The 23,090-nt window shown below is 71.7% G+C and carries 21 protein-coding genes; 10 read left to right on the top strand and 11 right to left on the bottom strand.

The features are described 5' to 3' along the window. The first annotated feature begins 70 nt into the window (after positions 1-70). Positions 71-361: an MTH1187 family thiamine-binding protein gene (locus ACGF0J_RS03300; RefSeq protein WP_101784070.1), complete on the top strand. Its 291-nt coding sequence runs from the start codon at positions 71-73 to the stop codon at positions 359-361. A gap of 85 nt (positions 362-446) precedes the next feature. Here ACGF0J_RS03300 and ACGF0J_RS03295 read toward each other — a convergent pair whose 3' ends face one another. From ACGF0J_RS03295 to ACGF0J_RS03285, 3 genes are all read right to left on the bottom strand, one after another. Next, positions 447-1,268: an ABC transporter permease gene (locus ACGF0J_RS03295; protein WP_393141791.1), complete on the bottom strand. Its 822-nt coding sequence runs from the start codon at positions 1,266-1,268 to the stop codon at positions 447-449. A gap of 151 nt (positions 1,269-1,419) precedes the next feature. Next, positions 1,420-2,349, bottom strand: a complete 930-nt coding sequence (locus tag ACGF0J_RS03290; RefSeq protein WP_393141790.1) for an ABC transporter ATP-binding protein — start codon at positions 2,347-2,349, stop codon at positions 1,420-1,422. Further along, entirely contained in the window at positions 2,350-3,141 is a 792-nt protein-coding gene (locus tag ACGF0J_RS03285; RefSeq protein ID WP_393141789.1) for an ABC transporter permease, read from the bottom strand. 68 nt (positions 3,142-3,209) lie between these two features. Here ACGF0J_RS03285 and ACGF0J_RS03280 point away from each other — a divergent pair, with 68 nt between their 5' ends. Further along, complete coding sequence (locus ACGF0J_RS03280) at positions 3,210-4,235, top strand: winged helix-turn-helix transcriptional regulator (protein ID WP_393141788.1); 1,026 nt, start codon at positions 3,210-3,212, stop codon at positions 4,233-4,235. Between the two features lie 102 nt (positions 4,236-4,337). Here the strand turns inward: ACGF0J_RS03280 and ACGF0J_RS03275 are convergent, their stop codons facing one another. Next, the gene (locus ACGF0J_RS03275) at positions 4,338-5,357 is read right to left on the bottom strand and encodes a hypothetical protein (protein ID WP_393141787.1); all 1,020 of its coding nucleotides are present in this window, start codon (positions 5,355-5,357) and stop codon (positions 4,338-4,340) included. Between the two features lie 470 nt (positions 5,358-5,827). On the opposite strand from ACGF0J_RS03275, the gene ACGF0J_RS03270 reads away from it, so the two are divergent. The 3 genes from ACGF0J_RS03270 (at position 5,828) to ACGF0J_RS03260 (ending at position 8,437) form a co-directional block, all read left to right on the top strand. Next, positions 5,828-6,412 carry an RNA polymerase sigma factor gene (locus ACGF0J_RS03270; RefSeq protein WP_393141786.1) on the top strand — a complete coding sequence of 195 codons (585 nt, stop codon included), beginning with the start codon at positions 5,828-5,830 and terminating at the stop codon, positions 6,410-6,412. Beyond that, positions 6,412-7,470, top strand: coding sequence for a CU044_5270 family protein (locus ACGF0J_RS03265; protein WP_393141785.1), 1,059 nt, complete (start codon positions 6,412-6,414; stop codon positions 7,468-7,470). Before ACGF0J_RS03270 ends, ACGF0J_RS03265 begins: the two co-directional genes overlap by 1 nt. 94 nt (positions 7,471-7,564) lie before the next feature. Next, complete coding sequence (locus ACGF0J_RS03260; protein ID WP_393141784.1) at positions 7,565-8,437, top strand: hypothetical protein; 873 nt, start codon at positions 7,565-7,567, stop codon at positions 8,435-8,437. 116 nt (positions 8,438-8,553) lie between these two features. On the opposite strand, the gene ACGF0J_RS03255 is transcribed toward ACGF0J_RS03260, so the two are convergent. The 4 genes from ACGF0J_RS03255 to glgX form a co-directional block, all read right to left on the bottom strand. Next, on the bottom strand, positions 8,554-9,651 hold the full coding sequence (locus tag ACGF0J_RS03255) for a hypothetical protein (protein ID WP_393141783.1): 1,098 nt from the start codon (positions 9,649-9,651) through the stop codon (positions 8,554-8,556). A gap of 208 nt (positions 9,652-9,859) precedes the next feature. Then, a complete protein-coding gene (gene treZ / locus ACGF0J_RS03250; RefSeq protein WP_393141782.1) occupies positions 9,860-11,572 on the bottom strand; it encodes a malto-oligosyltrehalose trehalohydrolase in 1,713 nt (570 codons plus the stop codon). Continuing rightward, positions 11,562-13,700 (bottom strand): malto-oligosyltrehalose synthase, encoded by a 2,139-nt coding sequence (gene treY, locus ACGF0J_RS03245; protein WP_393141781.1) that lies wholly within the window; start codon positions 13,698-13,700, stop codon positions 11,562-11,564. Before treY ends, treZ begins: the two co-directional genes overlap by 11 nt. Then, complete coding sequence (gene glgX, locus ACGF0J_RS03240; RefSeq protein ID WP_393141780.1) at positions 13,693-15,786, bottom strand: glycogen debranching protein GlgX; 2,094 nt, start codon at positions 15,784-15,786, stop codon at positions 13,693-13,695. Before glgX ends, treY begins: the two co-directional genes overlap by 8 nt. A gap of 206 nt (positions 15,787-15,992) precedes the next feature. On the opposite strand from glgX, the gene mscL reads away from it, so the two are divergent. From mscL to pip, 3 genes are all read left to right on the top strand, one after another. Beyond that, positions 15,993-16,415: a large conductance mechanosensitive channel protein MscL gene (gene mscL, locus ACGF0J_RS03235; protein ID WP_393141779.1), complete on the top strand. Its 423-nt coding sequence runs from the start codon at positions 15,993-15,995 to the stop codon at positions 16,413-16,415. A gap of 82 nt (positions 16,416-16,497) precedes the next feature. Then, positions 16,498-17,088: a hypothetical protein gene (locus ACGF0J_RS03230; protein WP_393141778.1), complete on the top strand. Its 591-nt coding sequence runs from the start codon at positions 16,498-16,500 to the stop codon at positions 17,086-17,088. Between the two features lie 33 nt (positions 17,089-17,121). Then, complete coding sequence (pip, locus tag ACGF0J_RS03225) at positions 17,122-18,093, top strand: prolyl aminopeptidase (protein ID WP_393141777.1); 972 nt, start codon at positions 17,122-17,124, stop codon at positions 18,091-18,093. Here pip and ACGF0J_RS03220 read toward each other — a convergent pair. The 3 genes from ACGF0J_RS03220 to ACGF0J_RS03210 form a co-directional block, all read right to left on the bottom strand. Then, complete coding sequence (locus ACGF0J_RS03220) at positions 18,047-18,592, bottom strand: phosphatase PAP2 family protein (RefSeq protein ID WP_393141776.1); 546 nt, start codon at positions 18,590-18,592, stop codon at positions 18,047-18,049. The two genes, pip and ACGF0J_RS03220, sit on opposite strands and share 47 nt — an antisense overlap. 161 nt (positions 18,593-18,753) lie before the next feature. After that, positions 18,754-19,905 (bottom strand): glycosyltransferase, encoded by a 1,152-nt coding sequence (locus tag ACGF0J_RS03215; RefSeq protein WP_393141775.1) that lies wholly within the window; start codon positions 19,903-19,905, stop codon positions 18,754-18,756. Continuing rightward, complete coding sequence (locus ACGF0J_RS03210) at positions 19,902-20,876, bottom strand: glucosyl-3-phosphoglycerate synthase (RefSeq protein WP_393141834.1); 975 nt, start codon at positions 20,874-20,876, stop codon at positions 19,902-19,904. The genes ACGF0J_RS03215 and ACGF0J_RS03210 overlap by 4 nt, the downstream gene beginning before the upstream one ends. Before the next feature lie 105 nt (positions 20,877-20,981). Here ACGF0J_RS03210 and ACGF0J_RS03205 point away from each other — a divergent pair, with 105 nt between their 5' ends. Continuing rightward, positions 20,982-21,986: a Gfo/Idh/MocA family protein gene (locus ACGF0J_RS03205; protein ID WP_393141774.1), complete on the top strand. Its 1,005-nt coding sequence runs from the start codon at positions 20,982-20,984 to the stop codon at positions 21,984-21,986. Continuing rightward, the gene (locus ACGF0J_RS03200) at positions 21,983-23,086 is read left to right on the top strand and encodes a zinc-binding dehydrogenase (protein WP_393141773.1); all 1,104 of its coding nucleotides are present in this window, start codon (positions 21,983-21,985) and stop codon (positions 23,084-23,086) included. Before ACGF0J_RS03205 ends, ACGF0J_RS03200 begins: the two co-directional genes overlap by 4 nt. Positions 23,087-23,090: the final 4 nt, after the last annotated feature.

The following is a 23,090-nucleotide window of genomic DNA, read 5'->3' as shown; positions in this document are numbered from 1 at the left end:
GCCGGCCACGGCGCCGGGCACAGCCTGCGCCGTGGCACGCCCCGTCCCGTTCCGCCGAGGAGGTCTCACCGTGATCGTCGCGTTCTCCATCACCCCGCTGGGTGTCGGCGAAGGGGTCGCCGAGCCGGTGGCCCGGGCCGTCAAGGTGGTCCGCGACAGCGGGCTGCCCAACCGGACGGACGCCATGTTCACCACGGTCGAGGGCGAGTGGGACGAGGTGATGGACGTCGTCCGGCGCGCCGTCGAGGCGGTGGCCGAGGTCGCGCCCCGGGTCAGCCTCGTGTTGAAGGCCGACGTCCGCGAGGGCGTCACCGACGGGATGACCAGCAAGCTGGAGTCCCTGGAACGTCACCTGTCCTGACCCGCGCCTGCCCTTCCTCACCGACGGCCCGGCCCGCACGCCGAGCGGGTGGGAGAGACCGAGCCGGCCAGGGGCGGCGAGCAGGTCAGAAGAGGCCGAGCCGGCCGGTTCGCCGGGCGCGGGCCTCGCCCAGCCGCAGCGCCGCCATCGCCGTCACCAGCAGGACAGCGGACAGGACGGCGAGCGCCGCCAGCTCCCCGGCCAGCTCGCCCACTCCTCGCCCGTCGAGCAACGCCCCGCGCACCACCACCAGACTCCCGGTGAGCGGCAGCACCGAGCCGGCCGCCCGCAGCCAGCCCGGCAGCGCGAACGTCGGCAGCCGCACCCCGGCGGCGAACCCCATCGGATCGTCCAGCAGCGTGTAGAGGAACGCCGCGTCCCTGGAGAAGATCAGCAGGCTGTTGAGCAGCGCCCCCCACGCCACGGCGGGCACCAGCAGGGCCAGGAAGACGACCGCGTACATGCCCGGGTGAGCCACGCGTGCCACGTCGAGCAGCGTGAACCCGGCCACCGCGAAGCAGGCGAACAGCCAGGCGTTCTGCACCAGCGCGCCGAACCCGTTGGCGACGACCACGACCAGGCGGTTGGCCGGAGACAGGAAGAGCAGCTCCAGCGTGCCGGTCTGCCGCTCGAAGGTGAAGTGCCAGGCCGACTGCACCAACGAGAAGAAGAACGTGAACCCGAGTGTCCCGGTGGCCAGGAAGGCCAGCAGCCGCTCCGGGTCGGCGGCGAGCGGCCAGCGTTCGGCGATGCCGGGCGTGGCCGCCAGCGGGCGGAGCGTGTAGTACGACTGCGCCAGAGTGAGCAGCGGCCAGATCAGCATCGAGAAGACCACGAGCTTGCTGCCGAAGACCCTGCGGTGCTGTTTGAGGGCCTCGGCCCGGAAGATCCGCGCAGCGTGCCTCACCGGGTCACCTGCCAGAGCCGCGTCAGGCACGGGCAGGGGTCACCGGCGTCGAGGGCACATCTCGCGCACCCGGCGCCGAGCCGCCGCGGGGTCCAGGCCCGCGCGTGCGACCTGACCTCGTCCGTCTCCGCCGGGCGCCGCCGCCACCACCTCATGCGATCACCGCCGCGGGCCGGTCGTTGAGCGCGAGGATGGCGTCTTCCAAGGTCGGTTCGGCGATCTCCAGACCCTTCAGCGCCCCGCCCGCCTCGATGATCGTCGTGGTCAGGGCTCCGGCGACGTCTCCGGGACCGCTGAACTCGACGACCCCGCCGGGCGCGATCCGGACCGCCGGGGCGAAGGCGCGCGCGGCGGCCTCGACCCGGGGCGTGAGCTCGACGACGGTGACGCGCACCGTGCGCTGGCAGCCGGTCCGGGCCACCAGTTCGGCCGGGGCTCCCTCGGCCAGGTGCCGGCCGTCGCCGATCACGTACACGTGCGCGCAGAGCTGCTCGACCTCGGCGAGGTAATGGCTGGTGAGCAGCACGCCCTTGCCGCGCTCGGCCAGCACTGCCACCACCCGGCGCAGGTCGCGGGCGATGGGCGCGTCAAGGCCCAGCGTGGGCTCGTCGAGCAGCAGGTAGTCGGGGTCGTTGATGAGGCCGCGGGCGATGGACAGCCGCTGCGCCATGCCACGCGAGTAGCGCTCGACCCTGATATCGGCGGCCTCGGCCAGCCCGACGAGGTCGAGCAGCTCGGCGATGCGCGGCCGGAGCACTCTGCCGGGAACGTCGTAGAGCTGCCCGAAGTACCACAGGTTCTCCCGGCCGGTCATCCGGGCGTACACCATGCGCTCGCCGCCGGCGATGAGGTTGATCCTCCTGCGTACGGCGTGCGGCTGCCGGACCGGGTCGAGCCCGCCGACGCTGACGGTGCCCGACGTCTGCCTGAGCAGGGTGGCGAGGATTTTGATCGTGGTGGTCTTACCCGCTCCGTTCAGGCCGAGCAGCCCGGTGACGCGGCCGAGCGGGATGGTGAGGTTCAGGTCGTGCACGGCGACCTTGGTGCCGAACTCCTTGCGCAGGTGCACGGTCTCGATCATTCAGAAGCTCCGTTCCATGGCCCTGCGCTCAGCCCAGGGCATCGTGAGCAGCCCCGCCGCGGCGTAGCCGAGGCCGATCAGCGCGGCCACGCCGAGACGGGCGGGGTCCAGGCCGGTGCCGCCGGTGAAGACGCCCCGGATCACGTCCATGGCGGCCGTGATCGGGATGAGTTCGCCGAGCCACCGCAACGCCTCTGGCAGGTAGTCCCTCGGGAAGGTGAAACCGGACAGCACGGCCATCGCCTGGAAGACGGTGTTCTGCGTGATGTGCGCCTCTCCGGCGACGATCATCACGTTGCTCAGCACCACCGACATCCCGAACACGGCCAGGGCCAGCCCGGCGACGGCCAGGACGGCGTCCACGGCGCCCGTGACCGCCGGCCGTACCCCGAGCAGCAGCGCGAACCCCAGCAGGACGGCCACCTCCAGGGCGACCGCCGTGAACGCGAACGCGGCGAAGCCCAGCAGGTAGGGCAGGCGGCGCGCCGGTGCGACGACCAGCGCGCCCATCGTGCCCTCGCGCTGCTCCTGGATCAGCGCCTTGCCGATCCAGAGGATGCCGTGCACGACGAACATGTAGGCCGCCGCGCCCACGGCGATGTAGCCGAGATAGTCGGAGGTGCCCGCCCTGCCGGCGAACTCCGCCGGGACCTGGTCTCCGGCGATGGCCCGCAGTCCGAGGTAGGCCACCCCCATGGTGAAGACACCCAGCAAGAGGGTGCCGATGAAGTACGACCAGGGGTAGGCCCGCCTGGTCACCAGCCACGACCGTCTGAGGGTCGCCCATGCCACCACCATAAGTCTCCTTTGGGAACTGACTGAGTTTCTATCAGAGACTCACAACGGGGTAAAGTTCGGTCATGGCCCGTGAGCTACGTGTTCAGGACGCCCAGTGCTCGATCGCCCAGGCGGCCGCCGTCGTCGGCGACTGGTGGAGCCTGCTCGTCGTGCGTGAGGTCGCGCGCGGGCATCGCCGCTTCGACGAACTGTTCGGCGAGCTCGGCATCTCACGCAAGGTGCTGACCGAACGGCTGCGCCACCTGGTGGAGCACGGAGTGCTCGCCCGCGAGCCGTACCAGGTGGGGCCGGTGCGCCACGAGTACGTGCTCACGGACGCCGGCTGGGCACTCGCGCCCCTGCTGATCAGCATGCAGGACTGGGCGGACCGCTGGCTGCTCGGCGACGGCTCCCTGACCGGGCTGGCCGAACCGGCGAGCACGGAGGCGGCCCGCGTCCACGCGCTGCTGGGCACCCGCGTACCCGCTCCCCTGACCCTCCCGGCCCACGGCAGGACGTCCGGCGGCTCAGACGGCGAAGCGGAATCCGGCGGCCGAGCGGGCGGCTCAGACGGCGAGGCGGAACGCGGCGGCCGAGCGGGCGGGGCGGCCGTTGCGGAAGACACCTCCGACCGAGGAGCGGCGAGCCGGACACGGGCGGCTCCCGCGCTCGACGTGGTCGCGGACGCGGCGGCCACCGTCCTGTTCTGCTACCCGGCGACGGGCGTGCCCGCCCCCCTGCCCCCCGGCTGGGACCAGGTGCCGGGCGCGGTGGGCTGCACACTGGAGAACCGGCTGTTCAGGGACAGAGCGTCCGAGTTCGCCGCCATGGGGGTCGCCGTCCACGGCGTGAGCACGCAGCGGCCCGACGAACAGGCGGTCTTCGCCGCCGCCGAGGACATCCCGTTCGCGCTGCTCTCGGACATGGACCTGCGGCTGGCGGCGGCGCTCCGGCTGCCCACGTTCCGGGCCGGGCAGGCGCTCCGGCTCAAGCGCGCCATCCTGGTGATCGACCGGCACCGGGTGATCCGCCACGTCACGTTTCCGGTCCTCGACATCCCCCAGGCGGTCGAGGAGTCGCTGCGAGCCGCCCGGTCTCTGCTCCACTGACCGGCCGCCGGGGGTCGGCGTGACCCGACGCCACCCGGCTGGGCTGGACCGGGGCGGCCGAACGCCGGGGCGGATACGCGGAACCGGACCGGTGCGGGCAGGTCAGGCGTACCAGTCGCCGGCGAGCTCCTGGATCTCCTTGCTGCCCTTGCGGACGTAGGTGGCGACGGTGAGGACCTGCCAGATCGACTTCGGGTGGTTGAGCATGCTGAACAGGAAGACCGAGCCGCCGTCGCGGGTGACGAAGCCCCAGGGGGTGCCGAACGACTGGTAGCCCGCGTACACCCCCTTGGACACCGTGGCGTAGGCCCTGCGGCTGTAGTTGTCCTCGGCCAGCCGGTAGCCGTTCTTCCCGGCCTTCTTGTGCTGGTCGTAGTCCCAGAAAATCATGTATTCGCGGGCGATGGCCCCTCCGGTCGCCATGGGGGCGGCGCTGGCGTAGCCCTCGGCGTCCAGGCGCGGTGCGGGCACCCGCTGACCGTAGTGGAGCGGGGTCTTCGCGGCCAGTTTGAACGACTCGCCCCGGGCCCGCCAGAAGGCCAGCAGGTGCGCCCGGTCCTGGCCCCGGTAGGTCGCCTGGAGCATGAACCACTCGCCGGTGTCCGGCTGGTCGCGGGGCACGTAGTAGGTCTGCTTGCCGGTCAGCCGGATGGGCCTGCGTGCGCGGCCCTTCTTGCCGTCGCTGACATGGCCGCGGTCGATGACCACCTCGTGCCGGGTGCCCTCCGCGAACAAGGTGTCGGCCCGCGCCTGCTCGTCCCACCAGTCAGGGTCCTTGATGAGTTCGTTGTGCCTGGCCACCCAGGCCGCCGCCTCCTTCCTGGCGTCGGCGACGGTCAGCCGGATGCTCGCCGCCGGGCTCGACGGAGCCGGGCTGGACGACGACGGGCTGGACGGCGACGGGCTGGACGGCGACGGGCTGGGGGCTGGCGTGTCCGGCCCCGGTGCGGCGCCGGACTCGCGGGGCGCCGGGGGCGAGGAGGACGCTGAGGACGGTGACGTGGGACTCTTCGCGGGGGCGGCCCATCGGACGACGGGGTTGTCCGCCAGCGAGCAACCGGCGAGGCCGAGGATCAAGGCGACGATGAGCGGCGCCTTACGCGCGGTGTTCGTGCCTCGCACGGTGGACGTCCCTCCCGAATTATCCCGACAAATGACAATAGAGAGACCGTACCGGACGGGTTTAGGACAGCACCGCCGATGCGCTCCCCGGCCGCTCGGCCCGCGTCCGCGGGAACCTCCGATCGAGGGAGAGCTGAACGAGGAAGAGCTGACGGCGGGCATGGCTACCGCCTGGGTGCCGTTCGACTGGACCCAGGTGCTGCGGGGGACCGGGTGCGGATCGGGGTCGAGGCGCCGTCCGGACTCGGCACCACGGAGCCGCTGCATGTGCGGATCGCCGCGCGGGGGGCGGACGCGGCGCAGGGGGCGGACCGGTCTGACGGGCCTGGCCGACGGTCGAGGACGGGAGGCGGGCCGTGTGGCGTCGGCGCGGATGCGAACGCGGCTCTGACCCGGCTGGCCGGAAATCGGCGTGAAGAAAACCTGCCGAGCGGCGAACACTGGGCGACAGTTGCCTTCGGAAGGACGCCATGACTGCCCCACCTGACGCCAACGATGTGATGGAAGACGTCACCGTGGTCGAGCGGTCGCTGGACGATCCCGAGCTCTTCGCCCACCTGTACGACCGGTACTTCAAGGAGGTCCACCGCTATCTGGCCGCCCGGCTCGGCAGCGAGCAGGCCGAGGACCTGGTCGCGGAGTCCTTCCTGCTCGCTTTCAACGGCAGGCACGCCTTCGACCCGGAGCGGGGCACCGTGCGGTCGTGGTTGTTCGGCATCGCCACGAACGTCGTGGCCCGGCACCGCCGCGGCGAGGGCCGCCGCCTGAACGCGCTCAGCAAGGTCGCCCCCGAGGACTCCGCCGACGGGCACGAGGACCGGGTGACCTCGCAGCTCGCGGCGCAGGCCAGCCGGCCGGAGCTCGTACGGGGGTTGAAGGGGCTGTCGAAGGGCGATCGCGACGTGGTGTTCCTGCTGGTGTTCGGCGGGCTGAGCTATGAGGAGATCGCCGCTGCCCTGGCCATACCGGTGGGGACCGTCGGGTCCCGGATCAACAGGGCGCGCAAGAAGCTGCGCAAGGCACTGGGCGACGTCAACCCGATCGGGGAGTGGTGATGGACGAGCTGAAGCTCATCGAGGCCGTGTTCGCGGAGCCCGAGCCCACGCAGGAGGCGGCCACCCGGGGGCGTGACCGCCTGCTCCGTCTCACCCGCGAGGCGCAGGCGTCCCGGCCTGACCGTCCGCGCCGAAGGTGGTCCGCCGGGCTGCCGGTCCGGCGGGCCGGCCTGGTCGGCGCCATGGCGGTGCTGCTCACCGGCGGCGTCACCGTCATCCAGGCGGGTCTGGGCGGCTCCGATCCGGGTACCCCCGGGTCCCTGATCGCGGCCCCGCCGGCCGACGCCAGGACGCTGCTCACCCTGGCCGCGCGGGCCGCCGCCGACCGGCCCGACACGGTGCCGGTCCGCGGCCAGTACGTCCACACCAAGACCCTGGCCCAGCACAGCCTGTACACCAAGGACCGGAGGGGCCGGACGCTCTCCACCAAGGTGATGGTCAGCCAGGAACGCTGGGAGGCCGCCGACCTGGGCAAGCCCTGGCTGAGCCGCAGCCGGAACCTGTCGGCCGTGGGACCGGCGCCCCGCACGTACTGGGACCGCGGTGTCGAGGACATCGTGTCCGAGCCAGGGGCCTGTCCCGGCCGGCCGGCCTACGAGCGGCTGGGTGCCTGGCCGACGGACCCCGGCCTGGTCCGCGCGAAGATCGTGGCCGACACGGGCGAGGAGCCGCTGCGCATCTGGCGCTCCCTCCAGGATCTGGTCCGCGAGTCCGTGGTACGGCCCAGCCTGGGCGCCGCCCTGTACCAGGTGGCGGCCGGGCTGGACGGCATCGTGCTCATCGGCGACGCCGTGGACGCCGCGGGCCGCCCTGGACTGGCCGTCGCCATGGACGAGGGCAACGGCACCCGCTCCGAGCTGATCTTCGATCGGAAGACCTACCACTACCTGGGCGAGCGCACGGTGAACACCAGGGACCGCACGGTCGAAACGCCCTCCGGCGGCGAGTACACCGAGAAGAAGGGTACGGTGACCGGCACCGCCGTGCTCGCCGTCGACCTCGCCCCAAACCTGCCGGAGGTCTCACCGAAGGCGTCCCGCATGAAGATCCCCTGCTGAGGCTTTTCCCCCGCTCCGGTCTTTCCGGCCGTGAGTTCTGTTCCGCATGCCCTCAGCTCGATTCGGCATGCCCTCAAGGAAGAAGGAGTACCTCATGTTCATCGCCAAGGCGGTCGCGACAACCCTGCTCGCCGGCTCGTTCGGCGGCTTCGTCTCCCCGCCGTCGGGAGACGCCGCCGCACACGAGAAGCAGACGCGGCTGGAGGCCGAACGCGTCGCCTGCATGACGGAGCGGGGCCTGGACTACGTGGCCTCCCCGGAGCTTCGACACACGTGGCAGCCCGGGGAGCGGGAGAGGCTCGCCGGTGACTTGGAGGCGCTGCGGGCGTACCGGGCCAGGTACGGCTTCGGCGTCTGGTCCCCGAACGTCTATCCGAAGGACAAGGTGGTCAACCCCGTCAAGCACGAGAACCCGAACAACAAGATGCTGATGTCGCTCTCGGCCGGCGAGCTGAAGAAGTGGCGCGCCGCCGACGAGTCCTGCTTCTCCCGGGCGGTCAAGGAGGTGCTGGGCAAGACCGTCACCTCCCAGGATGATTACCACGACCAGCTCGAGGCCGCGGTGCGGAAGTCGTTGAGCGTCCTCGACCAGGACAAGCAGCTCGTCCGGCTGGGCAAGCAGTTCGCCGCGTGCCTCGGCGTCAGCCGGACGGAGCCGACCGCGCTGGACGGTCTGAGCCACGCGAAGATCGTGCGGCAGGCTTCGGACGTCGCCAAGAAGGCGTGGAAGGGCGAGCTGCCCAAGGGCGACACCGTCGTCTTCCGGCCGAACCTGAAGCCCGCGCAGGCCAAGCCGTACCTGGACAGCGAGATCAAGTCGGCGCTGAAGGACCTGGAGTGCGGCAGGGACTTCTACCCCGTCTACTCACCCAGGGCCATGGAGATCACGTCGCGGGTCTACCAGGAGTTCGGCCGGGAGGGCGCGGCCCAGGCGAATGCGTCCCGAATCTACCGCAAGCTCGTCTGACGCAGCGCTTCGAGGCGTGCCGCTCGTGTGCGCGAGCGGCACCCCTTCGCAACGCCTGACGACTCCGGAGAGGCTGTGCTCCTGCGGCGGGCCGGGTGGCTCGCGGTCGTCGCCCCTCAGGCGGCCCGGGCCCTCGAAGGGGCGCGGGGATGCCGGGCGACCGGGACCGCCGGTCGGCGAGACGGCTCCCGGCCCGGCCCCAGCCCGGTCGGCGAACCGGCCGCTGGGCCGACCTTGAGACAGGCGACCTGGCCCGTGCCGGGGAGCGGGTCCACCCGGAGGCGCGTGATCGGGCCCGTGCCGGGGAGCGGGTCGGCCCTGAGGCGCGTGATCGGGGCCGGGCCCGCGCCGACCGGCCGGAGCCGGCGGGTGCGGGCACCGGCGGAAGGCGGGGGCGGATGCTCGTCACAGGGAGTGAGGCGGATCTGCAAGGAAGGGGCGCCGCCCGGGAGGGGCGATGGGGACGTGCCGGGCGAGCGGTAAGGGCCCGGGGAGTCGATCACGAGGTGGTCGTCGATCAGCCGCGTCGTCGCGTGCGGGTGGGCGGCGAGGAACGCCAGGTGCCCGGTGAGGAGCCGGTCGGCCACGGCGCTCAGCAGGCTCGTCGCGCACAGGGTGTGGGAGCAGGCGGCGCCGTCGAGGGTGATCTCGGGGAAGGCGAAACGGCGCAGCCCCCGGGAGGTGACGCGCAGGCCCCGCACGGAGGGGCGGGACGGGAGACGCACGTCCCGCACGGAAGGGACGCGGACGTCCCGTGCAGAGGAGATGCGGACGTCCCAGCCGAGCCAGTCGTCGGCCGGCCGGAACGCGGACGGCTCGTCCGGGCAGTGGCCGCACAACGGCACCGTGGTGCCCGTCAGCGGGTCGATGACGAGGCCGTCGCCAGCCTGGGCCAGGGCGCGGGCCGCGGCGCGGGCGACCTGGGCGCTGGCGGGCAGCGTGCGGGGCGCGGCCGTGGAGGTGACCACGACGTGTTGGCGGGTGCGGCGCAGAAGGTGTCGTTCGTCGTCGGTGAGCGCCAGGTCGCCGGGGGTCCACGGGAAGCGGTGGTGGGTGACGCTCAGCCACGGGGTGCCGAAGGCGCTCGTCGCCGCCCTCCGGTAGGGCGGGCCGACGCGCCAGGGCACCACGGACTCGACGGGACAGGGCAGGCGCGGCACCGCGACGACGAAAAGGCAGCGCAGCGTGCGGGGCAGTGCGAGAGCGATCCTCATGGGGGCCTCCGGGAAGAAGGGTCAGGGCCTCAGCATGGGGAACGCGCAGGTGGGGCGGGGTGGGCGAACGAGGTTCTGTGGATGGCGGTGGCGACCGGAGGGTCGCCTGTGGACGACCCTCCGGCCCGGGTCATGGGGGTGGGGCGGCAGATGGCGACCCCGCCCGGGTCACGGGGCGGGGCGGCAGATGGCGACCCTCCCGCCCGGGTCACGGGGCGGGGCGGCAGATGGCGAGGCTCTGGGCAGGGAGCCGGAGCCCGTCCTCTCCCAGCGACACCGGATCGTCCGAGGTGAGCAGGACGGTCCCCCCGCGCACCGGCACCGTCACCGACTCGCCGCCGAAGTTCACCGCCACGCACACCTCCCCCCGCCACATGACCAGCCACTCGGCTTCCGGGTCCGTCTCCACCCGCACCCGGTCCAGGCGCGGGTCCGACAGCTCCGGCAGCGCCTTGCGCAGCGCGATCAGGTCGCGGTACCAGCACAGCAGCGACCAGTGCGCCTCCTCCTTCAGCTCCGCCCAGTCGAGCTTGGACATGAGGAACGTCGCCTCCTCCGAGGGGTTGGGCGCCTCCCAGGCGTACCCGAACCCCTCGAACTCCGTCTCCCTGCGCCCGCCCTCGCTCTCGCGCAGGTGCGGCTCGACGTGGTCGGAGAAGAACAGGAACGGCGAGCGTGTCCCCCACTCCTCCCCCATGAACAGCATCGGCGTGAACGGCGAGGTCAGCAGCAGCCCGGCGCCGAGCTTGAGCGCGGAGTGCGGCAGCCGGTCGCCGGCCGGGCGGTTGCCGACCTGGTCGTGGTTCTGCAGGCAGGCGACCAGGCGGTGGCCGGGCACGCCGGTGTACGGGCTGCCGTGCGCGCGCTGCCTGAAGCTGGAGTGGCCGCCGTCGTGCAGGACGCCCGAGGTGAGCACCTTGGCCAGGGTGTGCAGGCCGGCGAAGTCGCCGTAGTAGCCGTGCGTCTCGCCGCTGACCGCCGTGTGCAGGGCGTGGTGAACGTCGTCGTTCCACTGCGCGGTCATGCCGAGGCCGCCGGCGTCGAGCGGCCGGACCATGCGCGGGTCGTTCAGGTCGGACTCGGCGATGAGGGACAGCGGGCGGCCGACCGCGCAGGCGAGCGCGTCGACCTCCGCGGACAGCTCGGCCAGCAGGTGGGTGGCCCGCTTGTCGTGCAGGGCGTGCACGGCGTCCAGCCGCAGGCCGTCGATGTGGTAGTCGCGCAGCCACTGGAGCGCGTTGCCGACGAAGTAGCGGCGCACCTCGTCCGAGCCCGGCCCGTCGAGGTTGACCGCCTCACCCCAGTAGCTCCCGGCGAACCCGGAGAAGTACGGCCCGAACGGGTGCAGGAAGTTGCCCGACGGCCCGAGATGGTTGTAGACCACGTCGAGGATGACGCCCAGCCCGTGCCGGTGGCAGGCGTCCACGAACGACTTGAGCCCGTCGGGCCCCCCGTAGGTCTCGTTGACCGCGTACAGGTCCACCCCGTCGTAGCCCCAGTTGCGCCCGCCGGGCACCGGGGCGACCGGCATGACCTCGACGAAGTCGACGCCCAGCTCGACCAGGTGCTCCAGCCGGTCGATGGCCGCCTCGAACGTGCCGCCCTGCGTGAACGTGCCGATGTGCAGCTCGTAGATGACGGCGCCGCGCAGGTCGCGGCCGGTCCACTCGTCGTCGGACCAGGTGTAGCGGTCGTGGTCGTAGACGGCGCTGGGCCCGAAGACCCCTTCGGGCTGCCGCCGGGAGCGCGGGTCAGGGTACGGCCCGCCGCCGTCGACCACGTACCCGTAGCGGGTGCCGTGGGTGGCCTCGGGGACGTCGAGCGTCCACCAGCCGTCCGGCAGCGCGGACATGGCCCTGCGCCCGCCCAGAACGTCGACCTCGACGGCCGTGGCCTTCGGTGCCCACACCTCAAAGATCATGTCTCTCCAGGAGTGCGACGGGATACTGGTGGAGGAGGTGAGCCAGCGGCACCCGGCCGGTGTAGAGGCCGCCGGTGAGCAGGTCGCGCCAGTTGCCCGGCGGCAGGGTGAGCGTGGTGGCCCCCCAGCCGCCGCGCCGTTCGAGGCCGACGGGGAGCCGGGTGGCCACCGCCACCGCCCGGGCCCGCTCCCCGCGGCTGCGGGAGAAGGCGACGGCGTGCTCCGCCGCCTCGCCGTCGGCGCGCAGCGGCGTGTACGGCGCCGCCGGTCCGAGCCTGCGCCGCAGCCGCAGCGCCTGGCTGGTGACCAGCAGCTTGGCCGCGTCCCACGCCGTGGCGGGCGTGCGCGGATAGCTCACCGGCCGCCGGTTGTCCGGGTCGACCAGCGAGAAGTCGGTCGTCTCGTTGCCCTGGTAGACGTCCGGCACGCCGGGCATCATGAGCTGCACGAGCTTGGCCCCGAGCGAGTTGGACATCGCGTACGCGTCGATCCGCTCGGTGAACTCGCCGACGGGCTGCCGCACGGCGGCCTCGGCGAACTCGCGCAGCCGCTGCTCGTAGCCGGGGTCGGGGTTGACCCAGGAGATGGCGGTCTTGGCCTCCCTGGCCGCCTTGAGCAGGTAGGCGGCGAACCGCTCGGCGGAGATGGGCCAGGCGGCCATGAGGTTCTGCCAGGCCAGGTAGTCGAGGCGGGGATCAAGCCGGACGGCCTTCGACCAGGCGGTGACCGCCTCCGCCCACTCGTGCGGCAGCTCCGACAGCACCGACAGCCGGGCGCGCACGTCCTCCGAGCGTTTGGTGTCGTGCGTGGACAGCGTGGTCATCGAGTGCGGCGGCATGGCGGCGCAGAACTCGTGGAACTCCGCCACCCCGGTCCCGAACACGTCGGGCTCGCCGCCGACCTCGTTCAGGCCGGACAGCGGGTACCACCGGTACAGGGCGGTGTCCTCGACGCCCTTGGCCATGACCGGCCCGCACGCCTGCTGGAACCGGGTGACCAGTTCCGGCGGGCCGTGCAGGACCTGTTCGGCGAGGCGGCGCGCGGCGGGCGAGCACGCGGCGGCGGCCTGTTCGACGATCTCGACCGACTCGGGTGGTGGCGGCTCGCCGGGCACCACGTAGGCCCGGTAGACCGGCATGGCGGCGAGCAGTTCGGCGACCACGTCCGGCTCGCACGAGGCGAGCTGGGCCAGCCGCTTCACCTCGGCACCGAAGAACAGGTCGAGCACCTCGCGCTTGGCCCGCGCCACCACCTGCCGGTAGTCGCCGGGCTCGCCGGTGAGCCGGGTGAACAGCTCGACCAGCGGCGCCTCGCCGGCCGGGTCGACGAACAGGCCGTTGACCCGGTTGAGCACCTCGTAGCCGGTGGTGCCGTCGCACGGCCAGTCGGCGGGCAGCCGCTCCTCGCCGATGAGGATCTTCTCGACCACCGTCCAGGCGCCGCCCGTGCGGGCGCGCAGCCGCCGCAGGTAGCCGCGCGGGTCGGCGAGGCCGTCGGGGTGGTCGACGCGCAGCCCGTCGATCAGCCCCTCGTCCAGCAGCCAGAAGATCACCTCGTGGGTGGCGAAGAGCACCGCCGGGTCCTCCACGCGCAGCCCGATCAGCGTGGACACGTCGAAGAAGCGCCGGTAGCCCGGCCCCTCGCGCCAGTCGACGAGCCGGTAGTGGCCGGGGTGGGGGAAGGTGTGCTCGTGGTAGCGCAGCACGTCGCCCTCGACGACGGGCTCGGTGTCGTCGCCCAGCACCGGCAGCGCCACCCTGCCGCCGTCCCACTCGATGTCGAACCAGCTCGCGTACGCCGAGTCGGGCCCGTCGCGCAGCACCTCCCAGAAGCGCGGGTTGGTGGTGTTCATGTGGTTGGGCACGATGTCGACCACCACGCCCAGGTCGTGGGCGGCGAGCTGTTCGGCCATCTCGCGGAAGCCTTTGGCGCCGCCGAACTCGTCGCGGATGCGGGAGTGGTCGGTGACGTCGTAGCCGTGCAGGGAGCCGGGGTTGGCCTGCAGGATCGGCGACAGGTAGACGTGGGTGACGCCGAGGTCGCGCAGGTGGCCGGCGATCTCGGCGACCTGCGCGAACCCGAAGTCGGGGGTGAGCTGGACCCGGTAGGTCGACAGGGGTCTAGACACGGCGCAGCACCCGCACGCTGCGGCCGGGCACGTCCACGGCCTCGCCCGCCCGGCTCAGCCGGATGTCCAGGATGATCGGCATGGCCGTGTCGATCTCCGTCTGCCACATGTCTCCGTAGTCCTTGGGAATCGTGAACGCGATCGTGTCGTGGTGGGCGTTGAACAGCAGCAGGAACGAGTCGTCGCGGATCGGCCTGCCGCGCCGGTCGGGCTCGGTGATGGCGTCGCCGTTGAGGAACACGGCCAGCGACTTGGCGTATCCGACGTTCCAGTCGGCGTCGGTCATCTCCTCACCGGACGGGGTGAGCCAGGCGATGTCGCTCAGCCCGCGCACCGGCTTGCCGTAGAAGAACCTCCTGCGCCGGAACACCGGATGCTTCTTGCGCAGCTCCGCGAGGCGCTGCGTGAACTCCAGCAGCAGCCAGTTCTCGCGCACGTCGGACCAGTCGACCCAGGTCAGCTCGTTGTCCTGGCAGTAGCCGTTGTTGTTGCCCTGCTGGGTGCGGCCCAGCTCGTCGCCGTGGGACAGCATCGGCACGCCCTGCGACAGGAACAGCGTGGTCAGGAAGTTGCGCTTCTGCTGCTCGCGCAGCGACTCGATGCCGAGGTCGGCCGGGCCCTCCACGCCGCAGTTCCAGGAGCGGTTGTCGTCGGTGCCGTCGCGGTTGCCCTCCTTGTTGGCCTCGTTGTGCTTGTGGTCGTAGGAGACGAGGTCCTGCAGGGTGAAGCCGTCGTGGCAGGTGACGAAGTTGATCGAGGCGGCTGGGCGGCGCGTGTCGTCCTGGTAGAGGTCGCTGGAGCCGGTGAACCGGGAACCGAACTCGGGCAGCGTGGCCGGCCGGCCGCGCCACAGGTCGCGGATGGTGTCGCGGTAGCGGCCGTTCCACTCGGTCCAGCGGGAGGGGAAGTTGCCGACCTGGTAGCCGCCCGGCCCCACGTCCCACGGCTCGGCGATCAGCTTGACCTGCGACAGCACCGGGTCCTGCTGTACCAGGTCGAAGAACGCGCTCAGCCGGTCGACCTCGTGCAGCTCGCGCGCCAGGGTGGAGGCCAGGTCGAAGCGGAAGCCGTCGACGTGCATCTCGGTCACCCAGTAGCGCAGCGAATCCATGATCATCTGGAGTACGTGCGGGGAGCGCATCAGCAGGCTGTTGCCGGTGCCCGTGGTGTCCATGTAGTGGCGCGGGTCGCCGTCGACGAGCCGGTAGTAGTCGGGGTTGTCGATGCCCTTGAAGCCGAGCGTCGGCCCGAGGTGGTTGCCCTCCGCCGTGTGGTTGTAGACCACGTCGAGGATGACCTCGATGCCCGCCTCGTGCAGCGCCCGGACCATCGCCTTGAACTCCAGCACCTGGCCGCCGCGCTGCCCCTGGCTGGAGTAGCGGTTGTGCGGGGCGAAGAAGCCGATCGAGTTGTACCCCCAGTAGTTGGTCAGCCCCCGCTCCTCCAGCACGTGGTCGGTGACGAACTGGTGCACCGGCATCAGCTCCAGCGCCGTCACGCCGAGCTTGGTCAGGTGGTCGAGGATCTCCGGGTGGCCGAGGGCGGCGTACGTGCCGCGCAACTGCTCGGGGATCTTGGGGTGCCGGATCGTCAGGCCGCGCACGTGCGCCTCGTAGATGACGGTGTCGTGGTACGGCACGGCCGGCGGCCGGTCGTGGCCCCACCCGAAGAACGGGTTGATCACGATGGAGCGCGGCATGTAGGGCGCAGAGTCGAGGTCGTTGCGCGAGTCGGGCTGCCCGAAACGGTAGCCGTAGACGGCCTCGTTCCAGGTGACGCCGCCCTCGATCGCCCTGGCGTACGGGTCGAGCAGCAGCTTGGCCGGGTTGCACCGCAGGCCGCGCGCCGGATCGTAGGGGCCGTGCACCCGGAAGCCGTAACGCTGGCCGGGCCCGACGCCGGGCAGGTAGCCGTGCCAGATGAAGCCGTCGACCTCGGTCAGCGTGACCCGCCGCTCGTTGTTGGCGTCGTCGAACAGGCACAGCTCCACCCGGTCGGCGACCTCGGTGTAGAGCGAGAAGTTGGTGCCGGCGCCGTCGTAGGTCGCCCCGAGAGGGTAAGGGTCTCCCGGCCACACTTCGATCATCGAGGCTCCCTTGCCGTTCTTCCCCATGTTGCGTTCCCCTGATCCGCCCGACAAGCCCGCCGCTCCGTGGGCCGAACAGGTTCTTCCCCGAAGTCGGCGGGTTAGCCCGGGTACCGGGACGTAATGCCCGCGCCCGGGTCCGGGGGCCCGCCGAACGGCGGCCACGCCCGGGTTTGACCGTTGCGTGCCGGGTCACTTACGACGTCATGGGAGGTTTCAAGAAGTTCCTGTTACGCGGCAACATCGTCGAGCTGGCCGTCGCGGTGATCGTCGGAGCCACGTTCAGCGGGCTGGTGCAGGCCCTGGTCCGCGACCTCATCACTCCCCTGATCGGGGCCGTCACCGGGGGGAGGGAGCCGGACTTCGCCCAGTACTCCTTCACCGTCAACGGCAGCGAGTTCAGGTACGGCGACTTCCTCAACCATCTGCTCAGCTTCCTCATCATCGCCGCGGTGGTCTACTGGTTCGTCGTCATGCCGATGACGCGGCTGGTCACCCTGTTCGACCGGGACAAGGAGGCCACCACCAGGCAGTGCCCGGAGTGCCTGAGCGACGTGCCCGCGGAGGCGCGCAGATGCGCGCACTGCACGGTCGAGCTGGTGCCCCGGTCGGAGCAACCCCTGACCTAGATCGGAGCGGGATCGCCTGCCGTACCGGTGTTGGGGGGTTTTGGCAGGTTGTGGGCTTCAAGGCGACCAACGGTTGGGCAGGATGGGCGGGGTGAGCGTTGAGTTGATGGTCTGGGACGAGCCCACGCCGATCACCAGGGATCAGGCACGGGCCGTCTACCTGTCGGTCAGGAAGAGCCGGCCCATGACGGGCGCGGTGCCCGAGGTGGCCAAGGAGCTGCCGGGGCTCGTCACCGTCTTTCCCCGGCACGTGCTGGTGTCCATGGACCTGGAGTCCATGGACGAGATCTCCGGTCAGGTGTTCGCGGTGGCCCGCGCGCACGGCATGGTCTGCTACGACCCGCAGCGCGACCTCGTGCACAACGTGGCGCCGCTCGGGATCTACGAGGGGATGCAGCTCCACACCGGCGACGGCATGATCGTGCACGACCCCGATCTGGGCCTGGTGCACGACGTGCTGGGCACGCTCTCGGCGCAGAACCCGTTCGCCGCGCTCGTCGTCTTCGGGCGGCACTTCCTGCAGGTGTCGCCGCTCGACGGAGGCTACGAGGTGGAGTACAAGGAGGGCACGATGGTGCGCGCGGTGCTGGCCGACCTGGCCGACGTGCGGCGGGCCTGCCACGAGTACGCCACCGGCGACCGGGCGTTCCTGTCGCGCCACGCGTGGTCCTGACTCGCCGCCGTGACCGTGGCAGGATCATGCCGCATGAGAACGCATTACCCGCCCATCGAGCCGTACGACTCCGGCCTGCTCGACGTCGGTGACGGCGAGCAGGTCTACTGGGAGGTGTGCGGCAATCCCGACGGCAAACCGGCCGTCATGCTGCACGGCGGCCCCGGCGGCGGCTGCACGACCACGCACCGCCGCCAGTGGGACCCCGATCGCTACCGGGTGGTCCTGTTCGACCAGCGCGGCTGCGGGCGCAGCCGGCCGCACGCGGCCGACCCCGGCACCTCGCTGGCGAACAACACCACCTGGCACCTGGTCGCCGACATGGAACGGCTGCGCGAGCACCTCGGGATCGACCGGTGGCAGGTGTTCGGCGGGTCGTGGGGCAGCGCTCTCGCCCTGGCCTACGCCGAGACCCACCCGGAGCGGACGACCGAGCTGGTGCTGCGCGGCATCTTCACGCTCCGGCCGCACGAGCTGCGCTGGTTCTACCAGGAGGGCGCCTCGCACCTGTTCCCCGACCGGTGGGAGACGTTCACGGCGCCGATCCCCGAGGAGGAGCGCGGCGACCTGCTCGCGGCCTACCGCCGGCGGCTGGAGGGTGGCGACCTCGACGCGCGGCTGGCCGCCGCCAGGGCGTGGGCGCAGTGGGAGGCCGCCACGGTCACCCTGCTGCCCGATGCCCGGCTGGTGGAGGAGTTCGGCGAGGAGCGGATGGCGCTGGCCTTCTCCCGGATCGAGAACCACTACTTCACCCATCTGGGCTGGTTCGAGCCGGACCAGCTGATCCGCGACGTCGGCAAGGTGCGGCACATCCCGGCGGTCATCGTGCAGGGCCGCTACGACGCCTGCACCCCCATGACCACCGCCTGGGACCTGCACCGGGCCTGGCCGGAGGCGGAGTTCCACGTCGTGGCCGACGCGGGGCACGCGGCCACCGAGCCGGGCATCGTGCACCGGCTCATCGAGGCGACAGACGGCTTCGCGCCAGCCGCACCGCCGGGGTGACGGCGCCGACCAGCAGCAGCGCGAACAGCGGCGCCAGCGTCAGGCCGGCGAGGAAGCCCACGGCCACGTCGTGCGGGTAGTGCACGCCGACGAACACCCGCGAGAACGCCATGACCGCCGCCAGCGGCAGCACCAGCCAGGCCAGGGCCCGCCAGGCCAGGACGAGCGTGCCGGCCGCCCCGGCGGCGATCACGGCGTGGTTGCTGGGGAACGACCAGTCGCCGGCGGGCGGGCAGGCGGCGATCGTGGTGACGCCCCGGCAGGGCCGCTCCTCCCGCACCACCAGCTTGACGATCTCGCTGACCACGTACGCGCAGACGATCCCGGCCGGGCCGGCGATCGCGATGGCCAGGTCACGCGCGGGAGCGTCGCGCGCCCGCCACCAGCACAGCAGGAACAACCCCGCGAAGACGAACAGCCCCGCGTCCGTCCCCACCTCCGCGAAGGTGTGGAGCCAGCCGGGGGTGCCGAGGGCGAGGTCGACGATGTCGCGGTACACAGATGTCCAATCGATGAATGAGGCGTGGACACGACCTTACGGAAGATCATGAGTGGTCGCGTCGGCCTCAGGGCCCATTCCGCCGCGACCGGAGTCGGCCGTCCGGCCGATCTCCGGTGCGCTCGGGGCTGACCATCGACAGTTTTCGGACAGGGGCCGCGTCAGGCGCGCCCTCCGGCGGCGCCGCGCCGGGAGCGGGCCCGGCTGATGGTCCGCTCGTACAGCTCCAGGTAGCGCTCGGCCATGACGGACGGGGAGAAGCGGCGGCGGGCCTCCCTGCGGCACTCCTCGGGGTCGATCTCGTCGACCCGCAGCAGCCACTCGGCCAGTTCCTCCTCGGTGTCGGCCAGGAATCCCGTGCGGCCGTGCTCGACGATCTCGGGCAGGCAGCCGCGGCGCAGGCCCACGGGCGGCACCCCGAGGGCCAGTGCCTCGACCACGGCGGTGCCGCCGGGCTCGTCCCACTGGATGGGGAAGAGCGCGGCGCGCGCCGAGGCGTAGAGGTCGTCGCGTTCGCGTCCGCCGACCGCGCCGATCCATCTGACCAGGTCGCCGTCGAGGTAGGGCGCGACGACGTCGGCGTGGTAGCGCACGTCGGGGTGCCCGTGCAGCGGGTGGTAGGGGTCCTGGGTCACGGTCTCCAGGTCGGCCTGGGTGCCGAGGCCGCTCACCGGCCCGGCCAGGACCAGTGGGAGTCCCAGCTTCTGGCAGACCCGGGCCGCCACGTGCTGGCCCTTGAGCCGGCAGACGCGGCCCATGACCACGAAGTGCTCGCCCCGGTCGGCCCGCACGTCGCCGTCGGCGAGCGGGGTGGCGAGGTGGACGGCGCCCAGCGCGGCGTTGCGCAGCGCCTCGGGGGCGCGGCGCAGTTGCGACTCGGACACGCCGTTGACGGCGATGGACTGCGGGAAGTCGCCGTAGAACGCCGGATGCTTGTGCAGGTCCCAGTGCAGGGTGTGCAGGACGGGCGGCCCGTCGAACGCGGACAGCACGGCGGGCCCGACGACCTCCAGGTGGTCGTGCACGAGGTCCACGTCGTCGCGGCGGCGCAGCTCCTCGACGAGGCGCGCCTGGTGCGCGTGGGCGATGCCCATGACCTGGTTGTACGGCTTCTGCAGGTCGCCGAACTGGCCGGTGTCGTAGACGCTGACGAGCTCGTCCACCTCCAGGTCGCTGGACCCGACGGAGGCCAGGATCACCCGCACGCCCCGCTCGCGCAGGGCGGGCACCAGGGTGGCGACCACGTTCTCGATCCCGCCGTAACCGGGGGGCGGGACCTGCAGCCAGGGCCCCGCGTTGATGAGCACGTTCACGCGACATCCTCCTCCAGCAGCAGGGAGGCGAGCGGAGGCCGCTCAGCCACGGACACGTCCACCAGGTCCGGCCGGCCGTCGAGCCCGAACTGCAGCAGCGTCCGGGACGGCGCTTCCGACGACAGGACCCTGCCCTGTCGTTCCAGCCTCGACCAGGCGGTGAGCGTGATCTGCCCGGCCATCCGGCCGAGCGCGGTGGTCGACTGGTGGGAGTGGGTCCGGGTGCCCAGGTCCACCTGGGCCATCGCGTCCAGGCCGACGAGATCGAGCAGGTCGACCAGCATCCCGAACTCGACGCCGTACTCGGTGACGAACGGCACCTGGGCCAGGACGTCGCGGCGGGCGGCGTACTCCCCGCCGAGCGGCTGGTGGAATCCGGCCAGCTCGGGCCAGAACAGGTTGATGAGCGGTCTGGCGACCAGTTCGGTGACCCGCCCGCCGTCGCCGCGCCGCGCGACCCCGTCGTCGCCGATCAGGGGCCGCTCGTAGGCACCCTTCACGAAGTGGATGCGGGGGTCGGTGAGCAGCGGCCCGAGCAGGCCGGTCACGAAGTGGGCGCCGAAGTCGCGCAGGTCGGAGTCGACGAACACGACGATGTCGCCGTGGGAGGCGGCCAGCCCCTTCCACAGCGCCTCGCCCTTGCCGGTGAGGGCGGGCAGGTGTGACAGGACGGCGTCCTGCGCCACCACCCGCGCGCCGGCGGCGGCCGCCTTGGCGGCGGTCGCGTCGGTGCAGTTGGAATCGACGACGAGAATCTCGTCCACGAGCGGTGTCCGCTCGACGAGTTCGCGGCGGATCACGGTGATGATGTCACCGACTGTGTTTTCCTCGTTACGAGCCGGTAGTACGACGCTCACCGTGGTCGTTGCCTTGGCTCGGAGGAGGGCGTCGGGAGACCAGTCCTCGGCGGTGCTCGAGTGAGGTCCGTACCATTCCCTTGCCCTGGCCAAGGCCCGCAGATCTCTCTCCATGCAGTAGCCCCGATCTGACGTCGTCACGGTCGGCGACATATTCCCTGGAGGCGAGAGTTCGAACATCGTTGTTTGAGCGCGCGCTGTCGTGGGATATGCCGGAACGTGTCCCCAATCATCCGAGTCGGCATCATCGGTGCCGGCAACGTAGCCGCTCGCCATGCAGACGTGCTGTCCGGCTTTCCCGATGTGACGATCGCTGGGATCGCCGACACTGATCTGCGAAGGGCCGAAGCCCTCGCCTTACGGCACGGCACCCCCGCTTATGGCGGCCATGCCGAGCTGCTGAATGCCGGCGATCTGGACGCTGTATACGTATGTGTGCCACCTTTTGCGCACGGTAAACCGGAACAGGATGTTCTATCCTGCAATCTGCCGATATTCGTAGAAAAGCCACTGTCTCTTACCCTCGAAACCGCAAAAAACATCGCATCCGAAATCGAGCGACGCGGGCTCCCCTCGGCCGTCGGCCACCACTGGCGCTACCTCGACATCGTCGAGCGGGCCCGCGACCTGCTGGCCGGCCGCCCGGTCCGGCTCGCCATCGGCCACTGGCTGGACAAGGTGCCCCCGGTCGGCTGGTGGCTCGATCCCGCCCTGTCCGGCGGCCAGGTCGTCGAGCAGGCCGTCCACGTCCTCGACCTGGCGCGGCTCCTGGTGGGCGAGGTGGAGATGGTGCACGCGGTGCCGGCCGCGAACACGGTGGACGGCGAGGTGGACCGCGCCGTGGCCGCCGTGCTGCGCTTCTCCGAGGGGGCCGCCGGGATGCTGGCCACCACCTGCCTGCTGCACCACAAGCACCGGGTGGGGCTGGAGGTGCACGCCGACGGCATCGCCCTCGACCTCACCGAGACGCGGCTCACCGTGGACGGCGAGACGACCGTCCAGGACGACGGCCAGGCCAAGACGCGGGTGTCCCGGACGTTCATCGACGCCGTGCAGGGCAAGGACGCCGACGTGCGCGTGACGTACCGCGAGGCGCTCAGGACGCACGAGCTGGCGCTGGCGGTGGCCCGGTCGGCGGCGGAGAGCAGGCCGGTCGTGCTGAACGGGCATCAGCCGCCCGGCGGGCAGGTGGACGGTCGACTCGACGGGCAGGTGGTCTCATGATCGAGGTGCTCAGCATCGAGGAGCCGGGCAAGGTGGCGCTGGTCGAGGAGCCGCTGCCGGAGGTGCCCGCGGGCGGTTTCCGGGTCGCCACCACCCACAGCGGGATCTCGGCGGGCACCGAGCTCACCTACGTCAAGGGTGACAACCCCTACCTGAACGCCTCCTGGGACGCGGGTCTCGGCCTGTTCGTGCCGGGACGGCCGTCGGTCTCCTACCCGGTGCGCGGGATCGGCTACATGCAGGTGGGCATGGTCGTCGAGACCCGCACCCGGGCCGTGCGCGAGGGCACGCTGGTGGCCATGACCTACGGCCACCGCACCGGCTACGTCGCCGACCCGATGACCGACCGGTTCGTGGAGCTGCCCGACGACCTCGATCCGCTGCTCGGCGTCTACGTCGCGCACATGGGCCCGATCTGCGCCAACGGCCTGCTGCACGCCGCCGCCGACCTGCACGGGCCCGCCGTGCGCGACCTCGGCGACGGGGTGCGCGGCCGGCGCGTGGTCGTGGTCGGCGCCGGCGTGGTGGGCCTGCTCGTCGCCTCGTTCGCCCTCCAGTACGGCGCGGCGGAGGTCGTGGTGGTGGACGAGACCCCGTCCCGGCTGGCCATCGCCGAGGCGCTCGGCGCCGGCACGCTGGACGTCCAGGACGACCCGGCTGTCGAGCTGAAACGGCGCTGGCGGCACGGCCCCGGCGACCGGGGCGCCGACGTGGTGTTCCAGTGCCGCGGCCAGACCCGGGCGCTGGCCCTGGCGCTGCGGGTGCTGCGGCCCCAGGGCACCGTGGTGGACCTCGCCTTCTACACCCGCGGCGCCGACGAGGTGCGGCTGGGCGAGGAGTTCCACCACAACGGGCTCACGCTGCGCTGCGCCCAGATCGGCAGGGTGCCGCGCGGCCTGGCCCACGCCTGGGACCGCGAGCGGCTCTCGCACGAGACGATCGCGCTGCTGCGGCGGCGCGGCCCGCTGCTACGTGAGCACGTGATCACCGATGTCGTCGGTTTCGCGGAGGCCCCCGTGCTGCTCGCCGACCTGGCGGCCCGCCGCAGGCACGCCGTCCAGGCCGTGCTCTGCGACGACGTCCAGGATGAGCGCGGCTGACCAG

This window comes from Nonomuraea sp. NPDC047897, from assembly GCF_043204415.1.
GTDB lineage: Bacteria > Actinomycetota > Actinomycetes > Streptosporangiales > Streptosporangiaceae > Nonomuraea.
This window is presented reverse-complemented; position numbering and strand designations above follow the sequence as displayed.